The organism is Legionella pelazae (assembly GCF_052527395.1).
Window position 1 is genome coordinate 1 of the sequence record NZ_JBNVZS010000005.1, and the last position, 20,547, is coordinate 20,547.

Genomic DNA, 20,547 nt, shown 5'->3' on the forward strand with positions numbered 1-20,547 from the left:
AAAAAACGCCCATTAAGTATATATATTGACTTTAAAGATCAAAAATTGTACAATAAAGTTTTGTTAATTAGTATAGGCTACTATTTATGAAAGATTTGAGCGAACTACAACCTTTACTTCATAATCCACAAAAACGTCAATTGTATGTTACTTTGCTACAAGGGACCGAACTGAATAGTCGAGGATTAAAAACCTCTTTTTTTCCTCCTCATAACCTTATGAAAAGCATGGGTTTTTTAACGTTTATTGGCTTACTTCAAGAAGAGATTACGAAAATCATTGTTGATTTTGATGTGCCCGAGGCAATGGCAATCCTTAAACTTTTATCATCAGTTCCTACGGACAAATCTAACCAGTCAGAAGCTAATATGCAATATCTAAAAGCTGTAAAGATTAGTGGTCAGAGTATAATCGCTATAGCAAGTAGAAAAGGTCTAGCTTACTTACAGACGTTTGTAGATTTAGTTACGAATCCCTCAGTCCAAAGATTACTTATAAACTACCCAAGAGCATCAGAGACTGTCGTTAGATTTGTATTAAATGACAAATTAGATATTCCTCGTTTAATTGTTTTAAAAGGTTTGTTAACTCAGAATAAGGTAGTTGATTATATTGTGAGTCAACGCTGCCTGGAAAATGTGTTAACGGTCGCAATGCCATCCCATCAAAATAGTTCAAGTACAGAAAATAGGGGGCAAGTGGATGTCCCTAGAGAGATTGTTCCAGTGTCATCAAATCCTTTTTCGATATGGGCTTCTAGTAACCAATCATCAACAGCAGAAAATAGCAATATGGATAGTGATTATAACCTAGATTTGGAGCAAACATCCGTAAAAACTGATGATTCTAATCAAGTGAAAGCGGTACTTACTGATAAAGAATTTTTAGATATTGGAGTATTAAATTGGCCTAAGGAACATTTGGCTTCACTACAAAAAGCATTTTCAGAAGAAGAATCAAGTTCAGAAAATATGAGCATGCCTTAAACTTAGTAAATTTGTGGGGGTGTTTAGCTTAAATAAAATAGTATTATTATCTTACGCCCCCTCTGTAATTAACAAAATAAGGAATAGGATTGGTAAACTTGATTGAGGTGGATCTTTTGTAGAAAGGTCAATTAGTCTTATTAGCTAAGAAATGCAGGTTACTTTAGCTTTCTTGACAAATATTTCAAAAAATAATTACATTTTAATAAAAATTGCAAGAATTTTTAACTTTTTAATTACTTTTTGTTAAGTTAAAGCCTAATCTTAAAATAAAGGACTTACGGAATTTTATGAAGTACTATTAGGGTAGCTTGATTGATAAGTGCTATGTAGTAATTTCCCTAAAGAGGAACGATAAGATGGCTAGCTACAGAGATGACAATAAGTTTAAGAAAATAGAGCAGCTTATTAGAAGCATGCCAAGTGATAAGAGTTCTTTAGATTTAGGCCATCTTCTTGCTGAGTCTAAATACAGGGGGCTTACTGAAGATCAAGTTATCAAATTATTTAAAAGTATTCCTGCTCATGTGACTTCATTAGACTTAAGTCATCTATTTTTTAGATATGATTTTAGCGTACGTCAGATTACTAGAATACTGGGCAACATTCCTCCTCATGTAACTTCGATAGATTTAAGTTACAATCACTTAAGAAAACTGCTTGGCTCACAACCTAAAAAATTAGTAGGAATTCTTGAAACTATACCAAAAAATGTCCACTGTATTGATCTAAGGTATAATAATCTACTTAAGGTAGGCTCACGTAGAGAATTAATTATGCTGTTAAGTGTCATAGTCTATTTTAGTAAGAATAAGCGCTTAGAGCTCGCAGATTCTGTAGCTGCACAGAATACCTTAGAAACGTTATTACCTAAAGAGCCAACGAGTAGTGAGCAAAAGAAGATTATTGTTGCAGCTGCTAAAAATGGTATTCACAATTTTTATGAAAAACAAAGAGAGCGGGAAAGTAAAATTTGGACTTTATTTCAAGTTAACTCAAAAGTCGAAAGAGCAAAGTTACTAGAATCGTATTTAGATAAAAGTTTAGATTCTATACTTGATCCGCAAGTTATAATTAATGAGTTTCTAAACGACCCAGATACAAAATTTGGTCCAGATAGCTTAGCGACTCTTCTCTTAGATGAATTACTACAAATTGAAGATTCACCTTGGCTGGATAACTTTAGAGATAAATCTGCAATATATAAGGAAAATAATGGTTATCGACTTGCAGAGCAAGGAGGGGCGGGAAGTAGCTCTATATAAAGACTAATTTACCTGCTCTTGTTGTCATATATAACCAATGAGAAATTGAGCCTACAGGGAAAGGAAAGTAGCCAATTGAAGTTAAGAGGAATTTTTACTGTCCTTTTGTAGCTATAAGAGCATTACTCACTGCGTGCAGAGCGATTCATCAAATTATTTACGGCTTGTAAGGGCGTTACTTCATTTTTAAGTAAAGATTCAACTTGAATGCAAATTGGCATTTCAACTTGTAACTGTCGCGCAAGCGTACATACTTGGGTAGCGTTATACTTTCCTTCAACAACTTGGCCTATTGCTTTCTCGGCTTCTTCTACACTTACATTCTGGCCAAGCTGTAGACCAAAACGGCGATTGCGTGATTGGTTATCAGTGCAGGTTAAAACTAAGTCGCCCACGCCTGCTAAACCAAGAAATGTTTCTTCACGAGCTCCTAAACGCTTCCCTAACCGGCCCATTTCAGCAAGGCCACGCGTAATGAGTGCTGCTTTTGCATTCGCACCAAATCCTAAGCCATCACTAATGCCACAGGCGATAGCTAAAACATTTTTAACAGCGCCGCAAAGCTCTACACCAATTACATCTGTACTAAGATAAACTCGTAAATTTTGTTGGTGGAGTAAATTTAGTAATTTCTTTTGAAAATCTAGATTATTACCTGCTAAGGTAACTGCTGTAGGAAGGAAATGAGCAACTTCTTTTGCAAAAGAAGGACCTGAAATAACGCCAATAGGATACGATTTGCCCCATCGCTTAGCCACTAAATCACTAAGTAAATAATTAGTAGTGGGATCTAAGCCTTTAGTTAACCAGGCAAAACCATTAACAGGCTTATCTAGCCGACTTAAAAGCTCAGAAAAAGCATGAGAAGGGACAGCGGCAATAACAAACGATGCTTCTTTTAAACAGGTGGTTAAACTGGCTGTAGGTGAAATTAAATCAGGAAAAGAAATACTAGGCAGATAACGTTTATTCTGCCTTAATTGTTGCATTTCTTCTACATGCTCTGGAGTATGCCCCCATAACATGACTGGATTGCCATAATGAGCTAAGTGAATTGCTACTGCAGTTCCCCAGGAGCCTGCTCCCAAAATGGCAATCGTACTTTTCTTCATTTTTAAATGAAGGCTTAGTGAGCCGATGTTGTTTCTTGGCTGCGCTTCTGTTCTAATTGTTGCGCATAAAGAGCATCAAAGTTAATCGGTGCTAAGACTAACTGCGGGAAGCTACCCCGAATGACTTCAGAAGTAATGGCTTCACGTGCATATGGAAAAAGAATATTAGGACAGAAGCTTCCAAGTAGATGGTCCAATTGAGGGCCAACCGCGCCTTGAATAGTAAAGATGCCCGCTTGTTTAACCTCTGCTAAAAAAGCAGTAGCATTTTGGTTTTTAACAGTAGCTGTTAAAGTTAATACTACTTCATAGACATCTTTCTCTAATTTGTTATGTGCAGTGTTTATATCAAGTGTGAGCTCTGGCTCCCATTTTTGTTGAAACACGCCAGGTGTGCCTGGTGCCTCAAAGGATGAATCTTTAATATAAACTCGCTGGATCATAAATTGCGCTTCAGCATTTTGTTCAGGTGATCTTACTTGGTCATTCATAATATTTCCTAATCTTTTAAAAGTTGATCTAATCGGCCTTGGCTCTCAAGAGCATATAAATCATCACAGCCACCTATGGATTGATTGTTAATGAAAATTTGGGGAACAGTTCGCCTTCCACTCTTAGCCATCATTTCTTCTCTTTTTTCAGGCTCTTCATCAACACGAATTTCTTGATAAGAAACCCCCTTACTATCAAGAAGTTGCTTAGCACGCATACAGTAAGGACAGTATGAAGTGCTATACATGACTACATTTGCCATTTTATTTTCCTTTTACTAGCGGTAAATCTGCATTTTGCCAGGCGTTAATGCCACCAGAAAGTACCATAGGTTGAGTAAAACCTTGCTGGCGTAATTGAGCAGCTAGAGTTTTCGACTCTAAGCCTTGGGCACAAACTAAAATAATTGGTTTTGTTTTATATTTAGACATTTGCTTGCCATTGAAACTTTCAGGTGTTGCACGAACAGCATTAATAATATGGCCTTTACGGTAATTTTCTTCATCCCGTAAGTCAATGACTACAGCATCATTTTCATTGATAAGTTTAACCGCCGCTTGTGGGCTGACTTCTTGTCCTTGCTTTTTTCGTTCTGCTAGCTCATTAATAAAAATAGCAATAAGGACTACTAATAGAAGGGCCCACAATAACCAGTGGTTAATAATAAAATGACCTAACTGTGCCATATTCAACTCAATACAATAAAGATAGTCGCAGATTATGCTAAGAATAGTACTGCAACGCAAGCTTCAAATGTAATCGATTATATTTAAAGTTTATAAAGCTAGCTCAGTAGCTTACTAAAAAGTGCCTAATTCTTCATCTAATTAAAATATTGAAGGTGCTTATTTTCATGGTTTAAAAAATTATTAACTTGCCAATTAATTAAAATTATAAACACCACTGCGTGCCATTTCCTGTAGACGTCGTATACGTTCAGTAGTCACCGGATGTGTTGAAAATAACTCAGCAATCCGCTGACCACTTAGAGGATTAACAATAAACATATGAGCAGCATTAGGATGCTGTTCAGCTTCAATAAATTGGCCTTGTTGGTTAGAAATTTCTAACTTTGCTAATGCGCTGGCTAACCAAAGTGGCTGGCCACAGAGTTTTGCTCCAGCGGCGTCTGCTTCATACTCCCGTGAGCGAGAGACAGCCATTTGAATTAAACCTGCTGCAATTGGCGCGAGTATCATCATAGCAAGTGCTGCGATAGGATTAGGGCGCTCCTCATTCCCATGACTAAACATCGAAGTCCACATAAATATATTAGCAATACTGCTGATAGCACCTGCTAAGGTGGCAGAGATTACATTAATAAGCGTATCACGATTAAGTACGTGTGACATTTCATGTGCTAAAACACCGGTTATTTCTTCATGCGTCATCCTACTTAATAGCCCAGAGGTAACAGCGATGCTTGCATGCTCAGGATTTCGTCCTGTTGCAAAGGCATTTGGTGTTGGATTATCAATATAATAGACTTTAGGCATAGGCGTATTTGCTTTTTGAGCCAGAGCTGCAACGATTCTATAGACTGGGTGACTCTCATCTAAGGGTTGAGCATTAAACATGCGAAGGACAATTTGATCCGAATACCAATAGGCGCCAAAATTCATAATAAAAGCAAAGATAAGTGCAATTATAAGACCAGTTTTGCCACCTAATAAATTACCTATAACTAGCAATAGTGCCGTTAAGCTTGCTAATAAGATAAACGTTCTAACATTGTTCATGATTGTATATCAGTTGTTAGTTTGATAATTAAGTATAGGCTTTTCTTAAAATTTCAAGGTTAATTTTCATAGGTATGAGTAATTTCTGGTAAAGGCTTACCTACGGTTCCTGATGGAAATTTTATTTTTAAAATAGCTGCCAATGTGGGTGCAATATCTGTTGTAAAAACCGGCCTTGATACTTGTTGCTTTTTAAGAAATGGATTAGCAAATAACAAAGGTACATAGGTATCATATTGCCATGGAGTTCCATGATTAACACGTACAGCATGATTTGCTAAAGATTGATAAGGAGGAGGTACAATATAAACATCACCAGCGCGATTTGGAGATGCCATTTTATCAACTTTTTTACTTAACCAATTTTTTTCAATACCCGTTATGGGTAGAGGATAAGCTTGAAAAATACCAGGTTGTTGTCTTAAGATCTCCGCAAGAGTCACACTTATTTGGTGTATAGATAACTGATGTTTATTAATTATCTGATGATCTAAATATAAGTAGGGTGGCTCAAGGGCTTGTAAGGTTGCTGCTGGTAAATTAAATCGCTCTTTTAAGACGGTTTGAATAACATTGCGTATATTATTTTTATTTAAGGGTAAGACTTGATCAAAATGATGAGATGCAAGATAGGCCGGAGAATCAGTAACGCCATGATCAGCTGTAAGAACAATGAGCGTATTACGTAAACCAACTTGCTCATCAATTGCTTTTAAAAGTTTAGCTAAAGTAAGATCAAGACGGAGTATGTTATCTTCTGATTCTAAGCTGTTTGGGCCAAACTGATGACCAATGGCGTCAGCGGCCGAAAAGCTAATACCAATGTAATCGGTCTGATTAACTGCTTGTCCTAATTTTTCACGTTGAATAAGCTTTATAGTGAAATCAGCAGTTAATTCATCCGCATAAGGTGTCATTGATAAATACTTATAGTACAGCCTATCATTGGCAGAGCCTAAGTGATGGGGGAAAGTTTGTCCAAAACCTGCAAAACGATTTTTAAAAAGGGGTGCATTTGCAAAGCGATAATAATTGCGTTTTTTACTTAAATCCCAAGCTTTGTAAGTCGTTCTATAATTGCGATTCCAATCTTCTACCCAATTGGGATAATCAGCATAATAATAGCTACTTGTAACGAAACCACCGTTTTCTTTATCAAACCAAAATGCTTTACCTATATGTCCTGCAAGAGTAATTGCTGCTCTATCTTTTAAGGACACAGCAAAAGCCCGTCCTCTTTGCGCAAGGACAATTTCATCGCTGATAGTAGACATTTGCAAATTACGTGGCGATCGCCCAGCTAGTATTACTCTTGTTCTAGCCGTGGGGAGAATAAAAGTAGTTAAATCCTGCACGCAGTACATGTCATTTCTTGTTTGTCGATCAAACCAATCATTAGCAATAATGCCATGCAATGAAGGATAGCTGCCTGTTGCAATAGTGGCATGTCCGACGCAGGTAATGGTATTGGCGTGCGGATGATGGGCGTTACTAAAGTCAATGCTATTTTCTAAAAGATAATTAAAACCTTGCGATCCAAATTCAGTATGATACTGATGAAGTAAATCACCTCGTAATTGATCAATTACAATTTGAACAATAAGTTTTGGAGGAGGCGTTTGTGCAAAAACTGTATTAAAGCAGACAGTTAAAAAGAAAAAAAACAGTCTCTTCATTATTACCTCAAATTTTATAATTAGGAAATAGACTCTTGCCTAATGAATAGTTCCTATAGTTAGGTTTTGTTCAATCTATGATTATTTTGATTTAAACAATGCTATTTTATCCAAAATTAAGTTATTCATGAACATGCTAAGGGAGATTATCTCTAAGGTAAATAGTTAATGCATAATTAAATTAATTTAATAACCAATTTGTTTAATTAAATATCAAAATTAGCCATCTAGAAAAAATATTTACCATAAAATCATTAGGTTACAATTTGATAAGATAGTATAAACAAAATGCATGACGAAATCTTTTAATTAGTTTACACTGGTTGGGTGAGATAGCTCACGTGATCTTTTTATGGAGTTTAAGGAGAAAAGGAAATGAGTTTCCATGTAAAGCCTCTATCAGAGATAAAAAGGATATTGTTTGATGAAACTATCCATTTATTAAAATATCATAAACTTATTGACCAGGACTATAATCAAAAATTAGAAAAGCCAGACGCAGACTTATTTAAAGCGATAAAAAAGTTAGATAAGCCTCGTAATACGCAAGTTGAGTTTTTATGGAAATTACTTGATGAACTTGCTGATTTGCAAACTTTAGGATTCTCTAAAGAAAGATTAGATGATAATAAAAGAGCAAAATGCTTCACTGGTATAGCGTTTGCTATCTTAGATCAAATTTCTAAAACATATACTTTGCGTGATCCAAGTGCTAGTAACTTATATAATGGGTTGCGACGTGTAGTTGGTCTTATGCCTGAAAATGAAAAAGATACTGAAGTGAATGTATTAGATGACGCGAGTAAGCTATCAATGGTTGGTTATGCGCATAAGCTTCTAATGCCCTATATTTATGAGGATGCTTCTCTAAATCTTGGTCGTGAAGTAACACCATTCTCAAGCATTAAAGACTTTGATTTACATGAACTGTTTAACACAGTCCTTGCTCTTAATTATGGAACTTCGCTAGAAGCCCATGCAAATGCGCAGAAAAATACTGAAGCTAGAATTGATCAGAAAGCTCAACAAGCTAAAGAAAAGGCTAAAGTAGAGCAACATTCAAAGGGCTATTTTGGTAGAATGTTTAGTACAACAGTAGTACCAGAAAATCCGCCTACTACTAGCTTGCCACAGAAAAAAAATGAGCAACATAATGAGTCTAATGTAACTGCAAAAATATAAATTAATTGGTAAACACTACCCTTGGGTAGTGTTTAGTATGTATTTATTAACCTATCTATCGAATAATGGGATAATTGTATTGCATCCATTCGATAATACCGCCATTGACCGAATAAACGTGCTTATAGCCCATCTCTTGCAATTTTTGAGCAGCATATAAAGAACGTACGCCCGCTTTGCAGTGTAGATAAATAGGTTGATCTAGATCAGGTACTCTCGTTGCAATACTATTAATAAGCTCATCTTTAGGCAAATGAATGGCATGAGGAATATGCATCTCTTGCCATTCCTCAGGTGTTCTAACATCAATAAGGCATAGATTTGCGTCATGATCAAGTAGACGTTTCAATTCATGAACATCAATAGTTTGTATAGGTTGATTGGTCATAAAAACTCTCTTAATGAAGGCCGAGTCAGCGTTGAGTGATGAATAAACCAGTAAATAGCAGCAGTAACTACACCGCCAATTAAAGTAGCAAAAGCCCAACTTGGAGCTGAAACTAAAGCTAGCTTTTGCCCTGTTTTATTTAAGCTACCCGCATCTCGGGCTACTGCACCAGCAAATAGGACATGTAATAGAGCATTAATAAGTAATAAAAGATAATTAAAATTTGTAATTTGATTACTAAATTGCTGTGCTAATTCATTTAACATTTTCTTCATCCAATTTAAATTTATTAAGAGTAACAAGGTTCCTTGCCTAAGTAGTTTGCTTGTCGTGATTGACGCCATGATAATAAGATAATAGCAATAATTATGCAGCCAATCGCTATCGTTTGAGATTGATTAGGAACCTCATGAAAAATAATAAATCCCCAAAATAGACCAGTTAAAGCAACAGCGCAGCCGGTTAAACTATAAAATACAGGGCCGGCAAGATTTATTAGCTTAAAGAAAAGAATATAGCCTAACGTTGATAATATGATCTCCAGTAAAACAGCTTGTTTAGGCAACGTTAGTGGGGGCATCAGGGAATAAAAGACATGTTGTTTACAGATTATCGGTATAAGCATGAAAGATGCCGTAAGTAACATACCACAGGCCGCAGAAAGTGCATCAACAGATTTTGGCTGGTAAATACTTATAAAAATCGAACATATGGCAAAGGCTAAGGGGCTTATTAAGGCAATGCCTACCCAATGTGTTGTAAGTCCTGCGTTTGTCGGTGATAGGATAAGTAAAATGCCAAATACGCCCAGAAGAACAGCAGTAATGCGCCCTAGATCAAATTGTTCTTGTCTAAAAATTAAAGCTAAGGGATAGACAAGTAGAGGCACAATATTAACTAATACTGCTAATAAACCTGCCTGAATATGAGGAGCGATAAAATATATATTAGTATTAGGAATAGCAATACCTAATAAGCCACACGCATAATAATAAGGCCAATAAGCAAATTGAAAAAGCGCTTTTCTTTTCTTAAAAAGGCACAGTAAAGTCAGCAAAAAGGCAGGCCCTGCAGATTGCCAAAATGCATAACCAAGAGGCGAAACCTGATTTAACATGGCATATCGCGCTAAGCTGTAACCTGAACCCCAAATAAAACCTAAAAGAATTAACAGTGATAGCGCTTTGCCTATCTGTAGCGCATTTAGTTGATTACTCATTTAACCTTTAATAAATAAATAAATAAATAATAAACTTGGAGTATAAGTAGTTGTAGTAAAAGAAGCAAAGCTCCGACTTAAATTTGTAGAGCTTAAAAATTGCGTACTACTTTTTAATTTAAATTAAACCAACAAGTAAGTACTTTAGCTTTAAACTTTAAACTCATTACTAATCTCATCTGGCAAATCATAATCCTCTATTAATGCATTAGGATCTTGGCTGTTTCTTCTAAAAAACTTATCTACACTATTAGCAGATAACTTAAGTAGAGAACTAGTCTTGGCTTGCTTTTCCACTATACCTAGCTCTTTACCAAAATTTGCTTTTTTTTCTAAATTAGTTTCATGCAATGCTCGTTTACCAAGTTGAGTTATATTGCGGTTACTATTTAAGTTAGCAAATTTAATAGTGCTGTTAGCAGCAAGGGCTTTAGCGCCATTATCATCAATAGTATTACCCTGTAGCGTGATTTCAATTACTGTCTTGTTGTGTTTACAAAATTCTATTACACCAGCAGTACTAATATTGTTGTAGTTTACAGTTAAATACCGTACCTTATTGTTAAGTTCACTAAATGCAATCAAGCCCGCGTCACTAACATTATTAAAACTAAAATTAAGGGTGATTGCTGTATTATCATATTTAGCAAAAAGTTTTAAAGATTTCGGGCTGCCCTGATTATAGCTTAAATCAACATCAGTGATTGTATAATTTTGTATAGCAAAGGCTTCGATTCCTGCTTCACCCAGATTATTATGACTTAAATTTAAAGTAGTAACTTTAATTCCCTCGTCTCTTAACGCTCTGGTTAGGCTCTTTGCGCCCAAAGGACCTAAATTGTTACGGCTTAAATTTAAACTACTAATATGAGGGTGGTTTTTAAGAAAGGTAATCAGGTCTGGTATATCATCGGCAATTACTCCCTTTTCAGATAAATTTAACTCTGTGCTTCCTGGAGTATATAATGTATTAAAATTGACCATAGTAACACCTCGGTGAGGTAAAAACTCAGATATATGTGCATTAAGCACTACTAATCTGACCAATTTGGTTTAAAGATCTAAAGCGCTTTAAACTAATTCAGATTTTACTATATTTGCCCAATAAGGTAAATTATTTATTATATAAATATAAATTTCGGATTGCGCTTAATTTATAAAGGCAAATAGATGATGATAGAAAATCGTTTATTAATAATGATTTAATCTCCTTACTCTTTTCTAATATACTTTTCATCGTTATCCTATAGCCTTTTAATAACACGAGCTCTTGTTAACCAATTGTTCTATCTCAATGACAAGTGAGAGAATCATGCTTTCTGATACTATTCCAGTACCACATTTAACGACAGTAAATTTTGGTCCTCTTTATCACATAGAGGAAGTTATTTTAAATCATGTAGCAACAATAGAGTCCTGGTTTAGACAAAAATGGCAAGAAACACCGCCGCCTCTCACATCCTCAGTTGATTTGCGACATGCTGGTTTTAAATTAGCACCAGTAGATACTAACTTATTTCCAGCGGGTTTTAATAACCTTAACCCAGATTTTTTGCCACTTTGTGTGCAAGCTATGCAGTCTGTTTTATTTGATTATTTGCCTAACTGTAAGCGGATTCTTTTATTGCCTGAAAGCCACACTCGTAATCAATTTTACTTACAAAGTTTAAATGTATTAAGAGATATTTTAGTTAAAGCAGGTTTTATTGTTCGTATTGGTAGTCTTAATCCGGAAATAATAACACCACAAAAAATGGCTACAGAGAACGGAGAGTTTTTATTAATTGAGCCATTAATTCGTGATGGTAATAAGATAAAATTGGAGGATTTTGATCCGTGTATTATTGTACTTAATAATGATTTATCAACTGGAATACCGCTTATCTTAAAAGATATACAACAACGAATTCGACCAACAGCTCAGCTAGGATGGTTTAGTCGCTTAAAGTCTACTCATTTTTGTTTTTTTGATCAGGTTGCTAACGAGTTTGCAGAATTAGTACATCTAGATCAGTGGTTAATTAATCCTTACTTTAAAGCAGTTGATAATATTGATTTTATGGCGCAGGAAGGACTCAATGAATTAGCTAATGAAGCGGATAAATTATTCTCGTTAGTTAAAAAGAAATATGAATTTTATGGCATTAAAGAGCAACCTTTCTTAGCAATTAAAGCGGATAATGGTACTTATGGTATGAGTGTTATGATGATTCATAATGCTGAAGAATTACGTCAATTAAACCGTAAACAGCGGACGCGTATGGCAGCAAGTAAGGGAAGTCAGAAAGTCCGTAGAGTGATTATTCAAGAAGGAATTTATTCCTTTGAGACTATGCCAAATGGCTCTGTCGCTGAACCTGTTGTCTATATGATTGGCCAATTTGTTGTTGGGGGATTTTATCGGGTGCATCAGGGTCGAGGAACAGATGAAAATTTAAATGCGCCAGGCATGCATTTTGAACCTTTAGCATTTAAACAACCCTGTAATATGCCTCGCTATGATCGTGCGCCTGTTGATTGTCCTAATCGTTTTTATGCGTATGGTGTCATTGCTCGATTAGCGGCGCTTGCTGCTGCACGAGAAATTGCTGCTATTGGAGGTGAGTGATGAAATTAGCAGTGTTAATGGATCCACTGCATTTAATAAAGCCTTATAAGGATACAACTATAGCTATGCTAAAGAGCGCAGAGCAGTTAGGTTGGACTTGCGCTTATTTTACTCCTATAGATATTAACTGTCGTGAAGGGCAGGCCTATGCGCAGGTAAACAGTATATCTATTATAGATGAGAGTAAAAAGCATTGGGCTGCGACAACAGCCTTAGGAGAGCGTCCTTTAAGTGATTTTGATATTATTCTAATGCGTAAAGACCCCCCATTTGATTTAGAATATATTTATAGTACTTATGCATTAGAATTGGCTGAGCATGCAGGTGTTTTAGTTGCTAATAAACCTCAAAGTTTGCGTGATGCTAATGAAAAATTTTTTACGCTCAATTTTCCTCTCTGCTGCTCACCCACATTAGTATCTAAAAACATACAAAATTTACGTGAATTTTGGCAAAAGCATCAGAATGTTATTTATAAACCACTTGAAGGAATGGGCGGGCAAGCTATTTTTCATGTTGATGAGAAAGGTGACAACTTATCAGTTATTTTGGAAGTATTAACTCGTCAGCAAACGCTAAGTATTATGGCTCAGCAGTATATCCCTGAGATAAAAACATCAGGCGATAAAAGAATTATTATTATCAATGGTGAGCCAGTTTCCTATGCTTTGGCACGGATACCAAGCAAAGGTGAGTTGCGTGGCAATTTGGCTGCTGGTGGACAGGGAAAAGTTGTTCCCCTTACTGAGCGTGATCGTTTTATATGTCAACAACTTGCCCCAGCGTTACAAAGAATGGGGCTTTATTTTGTTGGTATTGATGTTATTGGTGATTATCTGACAGAAATTAACGTTACCAGTCCTACTTGCGCTAAAGAAATAATGGCTGAAACGGGTATAGATATTACAGGTGATTTTTTAAAATGTTTAGCAACACTCGTCTTAAGTAAAGCCTAGTTGCCGCCATGCTTCAAACAAAATAATGGCGACTGCATTAGATAGATTTAAGCTGCGGCTATTTTCCCGCATAGGAATACGAATTGCTAAGTAGCGTTTAAGCATTGTATTAGGTAAGCCTCGTGTTTCTGGCCCAAATAATAAAAGATCATCATCCTGGTAAGTTATCGTATGATAATTTTGACTGCCTTTTGTAGAGCAAGCAAAAATTCGTCGCTGCTTATTTTGCTCTATGAAAATCTCTTCACTGGCATAATGAATGATATTGGCCCACTCATGATAATCAAGACCAGCACGTCGCATACGTTTATCATCAAGCGCAAAACCTAACGGATGAATTAAATGAAGCTTAGCGCCACTATTGGCACATAGACGAATAATATTACCAGTATTAGGCGGAATCTCGGGTTGATATAGAGCAATATGTAGCATTAAATTACTTCTTAAATTTAAAATATATTAGCAAAACATAGCAGTTTTAAATGATTTATTTTAACGTAAGCTGACTAAAAAAGAATAGGGCCAACATCCTTCATATAACTTATTTCATTATTAAATTTTTTAAATCTCAGCTAAAAATTTATTAGCTTGATGATTCTTTAAGTGTGTTTGCTTTATCACTGAAATTAGTTGCTTGCTCAATTGATTGATGAGCAGGAATGTCAATGGTATTTCTAGCTGATTTAGCTGCTGCTCGGTTAGCTAAATCGCTAGATACTTCATCAATTTTTTTATCTTTGACGATGACTGTCTCTGAGCCTTCGTCATCGACATAATCAGCCCCTGCTTCTTGATCTTCTTCGTCAACATAATCAGCGCCTGCCTCTTCAGCCTCCTCATCATCACCATCAACATATAACTCATCGGTATCAGAATCATTAGTGGCGAGCTCACCTGTAATGCGGTAATTACGATTTTGCAGGTAAGCGTCTCTTAAGAAGGTGTATTGATCAAGCGCTTCTTCAAGTACGCGTTCATTATCTAAATACTGTGCACGTAAATCGATATAGCGTAAACCTAATAAACTATAAAGGATGATATGGTTATCAAAGGTTATATAAGGATAAGGCGTTAAAAAATAGTCTCCTAGCATGCCTGCACCATCACGAATAGTACTTGGGCCTAAAAATGGAATCACTAAATAAGCTGATTTTTTATGACCCCATTTAGCCAGTGTAAGACCTAAATCATTGCTATGAGGAGGGAGACCGAAATTGTTAGCAACATCAAATAAGCCGCCAATACCTAAAGTGGAGTTAATAAAAAAGCGCCATGTATCTTTAAGTGCATAGCTGAAATCAGCTTGTAAGAGATCATTGGCAACAGTAGGTATCATATTAACATTACTGTAAAAATTATTAACGCTTGCTCGAACTGGTCCAGGGACAACAGCTTTGTAAAATTTAGCAGGTGGTTTTACTATTGTTGCATCAAAAGCCATATTAAAATGATGAACTTTCCGATTCAATGATTCATAAGGATCATCTGGATTAGTCCCTGTATGAATACAACCACACAAAATTAAAGAGCTTAGTACAGCTGTTAGCTTTACATTTAAGCGCATGATAATTTTTCTTTTTTAAGAATTAATTTTGATGTTACACCACTTTGATAGACTTGCAAACTGTAAGAATTAATCTGCTAAACTGAAGTAGGTATAGCCTTGCCCACTAAGCTTTAAACAAGGCTATATCAGAATTCCATGATGAAAGTAACAGGGCCATCATTACATAAATGAACTTGCATATTGGCACCAAATTCACCAAAAGCGACTGGGTTATACATCTCTGTTGCTAATGTAGTTAATTGTTTAAATAATTCCTTACCCTGGGATGGTGAGGCAGCCTTAGAGAAACTTGGACGCAGACCTGAATTAGTTTCTGCTAGTAAAGTAAATTGTGGTACCAATAATAAACCGCCTTGTACTTGTGAAATATTTAAATTCATTTTACCCTCGGCATCATCAAATATACGGTACTTTAAACATTTAGTTAACATAGCATGAAGCGTTTCTGTTGAGTCAGAAGGAGCAAAACCACACAAAATTAATAAGCCATGGTCTATTTTAGCGATGGTTGTTTGATTGACATCAACTTGGGCGTGTTTGACACGTTGTATAACAATTAACATACGTCATTATTCTTATAAGCAATATGCTTGGCAGCCGTAATTACAGCATCAATGATTCCAGGCTCATAATAAGAGTGGCCTGCTTCCCTAACAATAATTAATTCCGATAAGGGCATGACTTGACGTAATACGCAAGCATTAACTAAAGGGCATACCATATCATAACGTCCATGAATAAGGTAAGTAGGAATATGCTTTATTTTATCAATGTGTTTTAAGATTTGATTTTCTTCAATAAAATAACGATTCTTTAAGTAATAGGTTTGTAGCGTTGCCAATGCAAGAGCAAAATGAGGTTCTGTATAGCCTTCAATGATACTGGTGTGAACATGTAAACAACTACAGCGAGCCTGCCAGAGAGCCCAATTCTTAGCTGCAGCCATTCGTGCTACTTCATTATCTCCTTGTAAGCAACGGGTATAATATTGAATAATCTTTTCGTGCTCATTTGACATGACCAATTCAGTAAAGTCTTTCCAGTAATCTGGATAAATATTATTAGCCCCCGTGCTATAGAGCCAGTTGATTTCCTGTTGCCTCCCTAGAAAAACACATTGCAATAATAAACGACTCACTTGCGAGGAATACTTTTGAGTATATAAAAGTGCCAGCAAGCTGCCCCAGCCGATACCAAATAGTATGATATGTTCTAAACGCAGAAATTTGCGTATCGTTTCAATATCTGTAATTAACTGCTCAGTAGTATTATTTTCAATAGTAGCATGGGGTACTGACCGGCCACAGCCTCGTTGATCAAAAATTATAATTCGATAAAGTTCAGGGTCAAAAAAGCGGCGTAGGGTAGAATCACCGCCAGCGCCAGGGCCAGGATGCAAGACTATTATAGGAATTCCATCAGGATTACCTACTTCCTCAACATAGAGTATATGCAGTGCGCTTACGGGTAATTCATAGTAAGCATAAGGTTTAATAGCAGGATAAAGATTTTGCATAATATTCTCTTAATTTTAAATAAAAATAGAACTTTCTTTGTATTGGACAAAAAATTAAAAAACTATTTAATCTCCCAACATTTCGCGACTTATTCGCGAAATCTAAAATCTAACTGCATCTTTTGTCCTGTACTGAAAGAAATTTTAATTTAAATTCTTAAGTTTCTTTCATATTCATAGTCTATGTTTAATAAATATACACATAAATTAATATTAGATTAATTTAAGGCTATCTAACTAATAGTGCTTAATGACAATTTTTAAAATAATTGGCCTAAAGCTTTGTTTTTATCATGTAAATTAAAGATAATGCGCATTTAGTATCAATAATGAGTCAACCCATGGCAGCTTTCCTTGATGGATTAAATCAACAACAACGTCAGGCAGTAACTGCACCTTTAGGCAATATTTTGGTTTTAGCTGGTGCAGGCAGTGGTAAAACACGCGTTTTAATCAGTCGTATTGCTTGGCTAATAGAACATCATTTGATGTCTCCACATGCTATTTTAGCTGTAACTTTTACCAATAAAGCGGCAGGTGAAATGAAAGCCCGTCTTAATCACTTATTAAATGTTCCCTTAATGGGCTTATGGGTAGGAACATTTCATAGTCTTTGTCATCGCCTATTACGCCGTCATTATCAAGCCGCTAATCTACCTGAGCATTTCCATATATTAGACAGTGACGATCAAGTAAGAATAATTAAACGCGTTATTGCTGCTTTAAGACTCGATCCTGATCAGTGGTCATTTAAGCAAGCCCAAGCCTTTATTAATAGTAAGAAGGATGAAGGCTTACGTCCACATCATATCCAGCCCTTATCTTATGGCCCAACACGTACACTGATTCAAATTTATAAACACTATGAAGAAGCTTGTGTACAGGCAGGCGTCATTGATTTTGCAGAATTACTATTACGAACGCATGAACTATTGCGTAATCATCCAGACATTTTGTCTCATTACCAACACCGCTTTCAAGCAATTTTGGTGGATGAATTTCAAGATACGAATGCTATTCAATATGCTTGGATTCGTCTTCTTGCTGGAGAGCATGCATCAGTTATGGCGGTAGGGGATGATGATCAGTCTATCTATAGCTGGCGTGGCGCTAAAGTTGAAAATATTCAGCAATTTTCAGAAGATTTTAAACAAACCCAAGTCATTCGCTTAGAACAAAATTATCGTTCAACTTCTACTATTCTTAATGCCGCTAATGCACTCATTGAAAATAATAACGCACGTATGGGTAAGGAATTATGGACGCAAGGCATAGCTGGCGAAAAAATTGTCGTTTATAGTGCTTTTAACGAATTAGATGAAGCACGCTTTGTCAGTGAGCGTATTAATATGGCTATTCAAAATGGCGTAAGTCCTAATGAGATCGCTGTATTATATCGTTCTAATGCCCAGTCACGGGTAATAGAAGAGGCGTTACTGCGAGCAGGAATCGCTTATCGGATTCATGGTGGTGTACGTTTTTTCGAACGTGCAGAAATAAAAGATACGCTCGCTTATTTAAGATTACTTGTTAATGCTCATGATGATGCCGCTTTTGAACGGGTAGTTAATTTTCCAGCCCGCGGCATTGGTGAAAAGACACTTGATGAAATACGTGAATTAGCAAAATCACAACAGTTATCATTATGGCAAGCAACAAATAAGATGTTACAGGAAAAAATGTTGCCTTCGCGCGCAGCACTCGCCCTAATGAAATTTATTACTTTGATGGTCAATTTACGTGAAAAAACGAAAACGCAAGAATTAGATGAGCAAATTGGCACTGTTATTAAAGAAAGTGGCTTATATGATCATTTTGCTAAAGTGAAAAATGATAAGGCAGAATCTCGCTTAGATAACTTACAAGAATTAATTAATGCGGCTAAGCAATTTCGCTATGAACAGGATACCAATGAGCCTATGTCATTATTGACTGCATTTTTATCGCATGCTTCTTTAGAAGCAGGTGAGATGCAAGCGGCTGTCCATGAACAATATGTGCATTTAATGACTTTGCATGCTGCAAAAGGTTTAGAGTTCCCACTTGTATTTTTAGTAGGCTTAGAAGAAGGATTATTTCCGAGCAAACAATCTATTGAAGAGCCTGGCCGTTTAGAAGAAGAGCGGCGTTTATGTTATGTCGGCATGACGCGTGCAATGAAGAAGCTTATCATAACTTACGCAGAGATTCGCAGACAATATGGCCGTGAAGAGTATCATAAGCCCTCTCGCTTTTTAAGAGAAATACCAATAGAGTTATTAGAAGAAATACGCGTTGGAGCTCGCTTTCAGACTCCTGTTATTAAAGCGCCTGATCAAAGGTCTAATTTAATGACTGCTAAGGAAGCAGGCGTAAAAATGGGGCAGAATGTATCTCATGCCAAATTCGGCCAAGGTAAAATTTTATCAGTTGAAGGTAGTGGTGCTCATACTCGCGTGCAGGTTAGATTTAGAGTTCATGGCGTAAAATGGCTAGTTCTAGCTTATGCTAATTTAACTTTTTTAGAGGGTTGCTCTTAATATGGAGTAGATAGATATTCATTTATCTATAATAAACTCTACTGTAGTTTGAAGAATGGCAAAAAAGCAAACGTAGCAACTGTCTTGAATTTTAATTCAAGACAGTTGCTACGCTTGTTAGAAAATAAATTTTATCTATACATTGTAATCTTTTAAAACAAAAGGATTTGCCTCAACAGTCCTTTCAGTTAAACTTAGCTTGAATTTAAATGAAGCCGATGCTACTTTTCGCATTGCAAAATAAAAAAGGGGAAAGTTGTGAAATTAAAAACATTAGTAACAGCAAGTGCGCTGATGGCAACAATTGTTTCACCAACATTGATGGCTGCTGATAGTAGCAATACTACATCGACTACAACCAGTAGCTTCACGGACGCGCAAAAGAAAGATATTCAAAAAGTTGTACATGATTATCTCGTTAGTAATCCAGAAGTACTTATTGAAGCTTCGCAGGCTCTACAGCAAAAGCAGCAACAATCGATGCAGCAAGAAGCTCAGCAAGCGATTTCAGAAAACACTCAGCAGTTATTTAATGATCCATTAACGGTTGTAGGTAATCCTAAAGGGAATGTAACGTTAGTTGAGTTTTTTGACTATCAATGTATCCATTGTAAAAAAATGTCGCCTGTTATCGCTGATTTAATTAAAAAGAATCCTAATCTGCGCGTTATTTATAAAGAATTTCCCATATTTGGTAAAAGCTCAGATAATGCCTCTCGTGCTGCATTAGCTGCTGCTATGCAAGGTAAATACCTACAAATGCATGAGGCGCTATTTAAACAAGATCAGCGTCTAAATGATCAGATAATTGAAAATGCCGCTAAGTCAATTGGCTTAGATATGAATAAATTTAAAACTGATATGAATAGCAAAACAGTGACTGATGCACTTGATGCTAATCGTCAACTCGCTGAGAAATTACGTTTAATGGGCACGCCTGCCTTTGTGGTTGCTTCAACACCTGGAGGGCAATTTAAGCAAGGTACACAGCCAACATTTATTCCTGGTGCAGCTAGTCCTGAAACATTACAAGACTTAATTAGCAAAGCCGCCTCTGGTAACAGTACTTCTAATAACAATGGTACTCAGCAATAAAGTTAGTAGGTTATTTAATTAACTAACGTTATTTTCTCTCACAGGCTACAGTGAATTTTTAAGCTGGAGCCTGTAAATTATTTGTAATTTAAATTCTAAGCGTGAAGCCTAGTTAAAATACTTACATAATTCGTGTACACTCTGATTTTTTCAATACTGACTTACATTGCTTTGTTTCTGGCCGTTTAGAAATATTTCTTTTAATTTAGCAATAAAGTTTATTGAAT

At 36.0% G+C, this 20,547-nt stretch carries 20 protein-coding genes and 1 pseudogene; 7 read left to right on the forward strand and 14 right to left on the reverse strand.

Features of this window, described 5'->3' with window-relative positions; all coding sequences use genetic code 11:
- The first annotated feature begins 86 nt into the window (after positions 1-86).
- Both ACQUW5_RS06930 and ACQUW5_RS06935 read left to right on the forward strand, forming a co-directional pair.
- On the forward strand, positions 87-986 hold the full coding sequence (locus ACQUW5_RS06930) for a hypothetical protein (RefSeq protein ID WP_444990501.1): 900 nt from the start codon (positions 87-89) through the stop codon (positions 984-986).
- A 359-nt stretch (positions 987-1,345) separates the two neighbouring features.
- Positions 1,346-2,251, forward strand: a complete 906-nt coding sequence (locus ACQUW5_RS06935; RefSeq protein ID WP_444990502.1) for a hypothetical protein — start codon at positions 1,346-1,348, stop codon at positions 2,249-2,251.
- A 122-nt stretch (positions 2,252-2,373) separates the two neighbouring features.
- Here the strand turns inward: ACQUW5_RS06935 and ACQUW5_RS06940 are convergent, their stop codons facing one another.
- From ACQUW5_RS06940 to ACQUW5_RS06965, 6 genes are all read right to left on the reverse strand, one after another.
- On the reverse strand, positions 2,374-3,363 hold the full coding sequence (locus ACQUW5_RS06940; protein WP_444990503.1) for an NAD(P)H-dependent glycerol-3-phosphate dehydrogenase: 990 nt from the start codon (positions 3,361-3,363) through the stop codon (positions 2,374-2,376).
- Between the two features lie 14 nt (positions 3,364-3,377).
- Positions 3,378-3,854 (reverse strand): protein-export chaperone SecB, encoded by a 477-nt coding sequence (gene secB / locus ACQUW5_RS06945; RefSeq protein WP_444990504.1) that lies wholly within the window; start codon positions 3,852-3,854, stop codon positions 3,378-3,380.
- Positions 3,855-3,862: 8 nt separating this feature from the next.
- A complete protein-coding gene (grxC, locus tag ACQUW5_RS06950; RefSeq protein ID WP_444990505.1) occupies positions 3,863-4,117 on the reverse strand; it encodes a glutaredoxin 3 in 255 nt (84 codons plus the stop codon).
- Position 4,118: 1 nt separating this feature from the next.
- A complete protein-coding gene (locus ACQUW5_RS06955) occupies positions 4,119-4,541 on the reverse strand; it encodes a rhodanese-like domain-containing protein (RefSeq protein WP_444990506.1) in 423 nt (140 codons plus the stop codon).
- A gap of 195 nt (positions 4,542-4,736) precedes the next feature.
- Positions 4,737-5,597, reverse strand: a complete 861-nt coding sequence (htpX, locus tag ACQUW5_RS06960) for a zinc metalloprotease HtpX (RefSeq protein ID WP_444990666.1) — start codon at positions 5,595-5,597, stop codon at positions 4,737-4,739.
- Between the two features lie 56 nt (positions 5,598-5,653).
- On the reverse strand, positions 5,654-7,270 hold the full coding sequence (locus ACQUW5_RS06965; RefSeq protein ID WP_444990507.1) for an alkaline phosphatase family protein: 1,617 nt from the start codon (positions 7,268-7,270) through the stop codon (positions 5,654-5,656).
- Between the two features lie 375 nt (positions 7,271-7,645).
- Between ACQUW5_RS06965 and ACQUW5_RS06970 the strand changes: the two genes are divergently transcribed.
- The gene (locus ACQUW5_RS06970; protein ID WP_444990508.1) at positions 7,646-8,452 is read left to right on the forward strand and encodes a hypothetical protein; all 807 of its coding nucleotides are present in this window, start codon (positions 7,646-7,648) and stop codon (positions 8,450-8,452) included.
- A 55-nt stretch (positions 8,453-8,507) separates the two neighbouring features.
- Here the strand turns inward: ACQUW5_RS06970 and ACQUW5_RS06975 are convergent, their stop codons facing one another.
- The 4 genes from ACQUW5_RS06975 to ACQUW5_RS06990 form a co-directional block, all read right to left on the reverse strand.
- Complete coding sequence (locus ACQUW5_RS06975) at positions 8,508-8,840, reverse strand: rhodanese-like domain-containing protein (protein ID WP_444990509.1); 333 nt, start codon at positions 8,838-8,840, stop codon at positions 8,508-8,510.
- On the reverse strand, positions 8,837-9,106 hold the full coding sequence (locus ACQUW5_RS06980; protein ID WP_444990510.1) for a hypothetical protein: 270 nt from the start codon (positions 9,104-9,106) through the stop codon (positions 8,837-8,839). The genes ACQUW5_RS06975 and ACQUW5_RS06980 overlap by 4 nt, the downstream gene beginning before the upstream one ends.
- Positions 9,107-9,129: 23 nt before the next feature.
- The gene (locus tag ACQUW5_RS06985; RefSeq protein ID WP_444990511.1) at positions 9,130-10,059 is read right to left on the reverse strand and encodes a DMT family transporter; all 930 of its coding nucleotides are present in this window, start codon (positions 10,057-10,059) and stop codon (positions 9,130-9,132) included.
- A 150-nt stretch (positions 10,060-10,209) separates the two neighbouring features.
- Complete coding sequence (locus tag ACQUW5_RS06990; RefSeq protein WP_444990512.1) at positions 10,210-11,043, reverse strand: leucine-rich repeat domain-containing protein; 834 nt, start codon at positions 11,041-11,043, stop codon at positions 10,210-10,212.
- 328 nt (positions 11,044-11,371) lie between these two features.
- Between ACQUW5_RS06990 and gshA the strand changes: the two genes are divergently transcribed.
- Together gshA and gshB are read left to right on the forward strand one after the other, a co-directional pair.
- Complete coding sequence (gshA, locus tag ACQUW5_RS06995) at positions 11,372-12,667, forward strand: glutamate--cysteine ligase (RefSeq protein ID WP_444990513.1); 1,296 nt, start codon at positions 11,372-11,374, stop codon at positions 12,665-12,667.
- Complete coding sequence (gene gshB, locus ACQUW5_RS07000) at positions 12,667-13,623, forward strand: glutathione synthase (RefSeq protein WP_444990514.1); 957 nt, start codon at positions 12,667-12,669, stop codon at positions 13,621-13,623. The genes gshA and gshB overlap by 1 nt, the downstream gene beginning before the upstream one ends.
- Here the strand turns inward: gshB and trmL are convergent.
- From trmL to pip, 4 genes and pseudogenes are all read right to left on the reverse strand, one after another.
- A complete protein-coding gene (gene trmL, locus ACQUW5_RS07005; protein WP_444990515.1) occupies positions 13,609-14,055 on the reverse strand; it encodes a tRNA (uridine(34)/cytosine(34)/5-carboxymethylaminomethyluridine(34)-2'-O)-methyltransferase TrmL in 447 nt (148 codons plus the stop codon). The genes gshB and trmL overlap by 15 nt on opposite strands.
- A 361-nt stretch (positions 14,056-14,416) precedes the next feature.
- A pseudogene (locus tag ACQUW5_RS07010) lies at positions 14,417-15,187 on the reverse strand (MlaA family lipoprotein); the annotation flags it as partial.
- 128 nt (positions 15,188-15,315) lie between these two features.
- Positions 15,316-15,753, reverse strand: coding sequence for a D-aminoacyl-tRNA deacylase (gene dtd / locus ACQUW5_RS07015; RefSeq protein ID WP_444990516.1), 438 nt, complete (start codon positions 15,751-15,753; stop codon positions 15,316-15,318).
- Positions 15,747-16,706, reverse strand: a complete 960-nt coding sequence (gene pip / locus ACQUW5_RS07020; RefSeq protein ID WP_444990517.1) for a prolyl aminopeptidase — start codon at positions 16,704-16,706, stop codon at positions 15,747-15,749. The genes dtd and pip overlap by 7 nt, the downstream gene beginning before the upstream one ends.
- A 329-nt stretch (positions 16,707-17,035) precedes the next feature.
- Here pip and uvrD point away from each other — a divergent pair, with 329 nt between their 5' ends.
- The gene (uvrD, locus tag ACQUW5_RS07025; RefSeq protein WP_444990518.1) at positions 17,036-19,225 is read left to right on the forward strand and encodes a DNA helicase II; all 2,190 of its coding nucleotides are present in this window, start codon (positions 17,036-17,038) and stop codon (positions 19,223-19,225) included.
- Positions 19,226-19,483: 258 nt separating this feature from the next.
- Positions 19,484-20,320, forward strand: a complete 837-nt coding sequence (locus ACQUW5_RS07030) for a DsbA family protein (RefSeq protein WP_444990519.1) — start codon at positions 19,484-19,486, stop codon at positions 20,318-20,320.
- Positions 20,321-20,547: the final 227 nt, after the last annotated feature.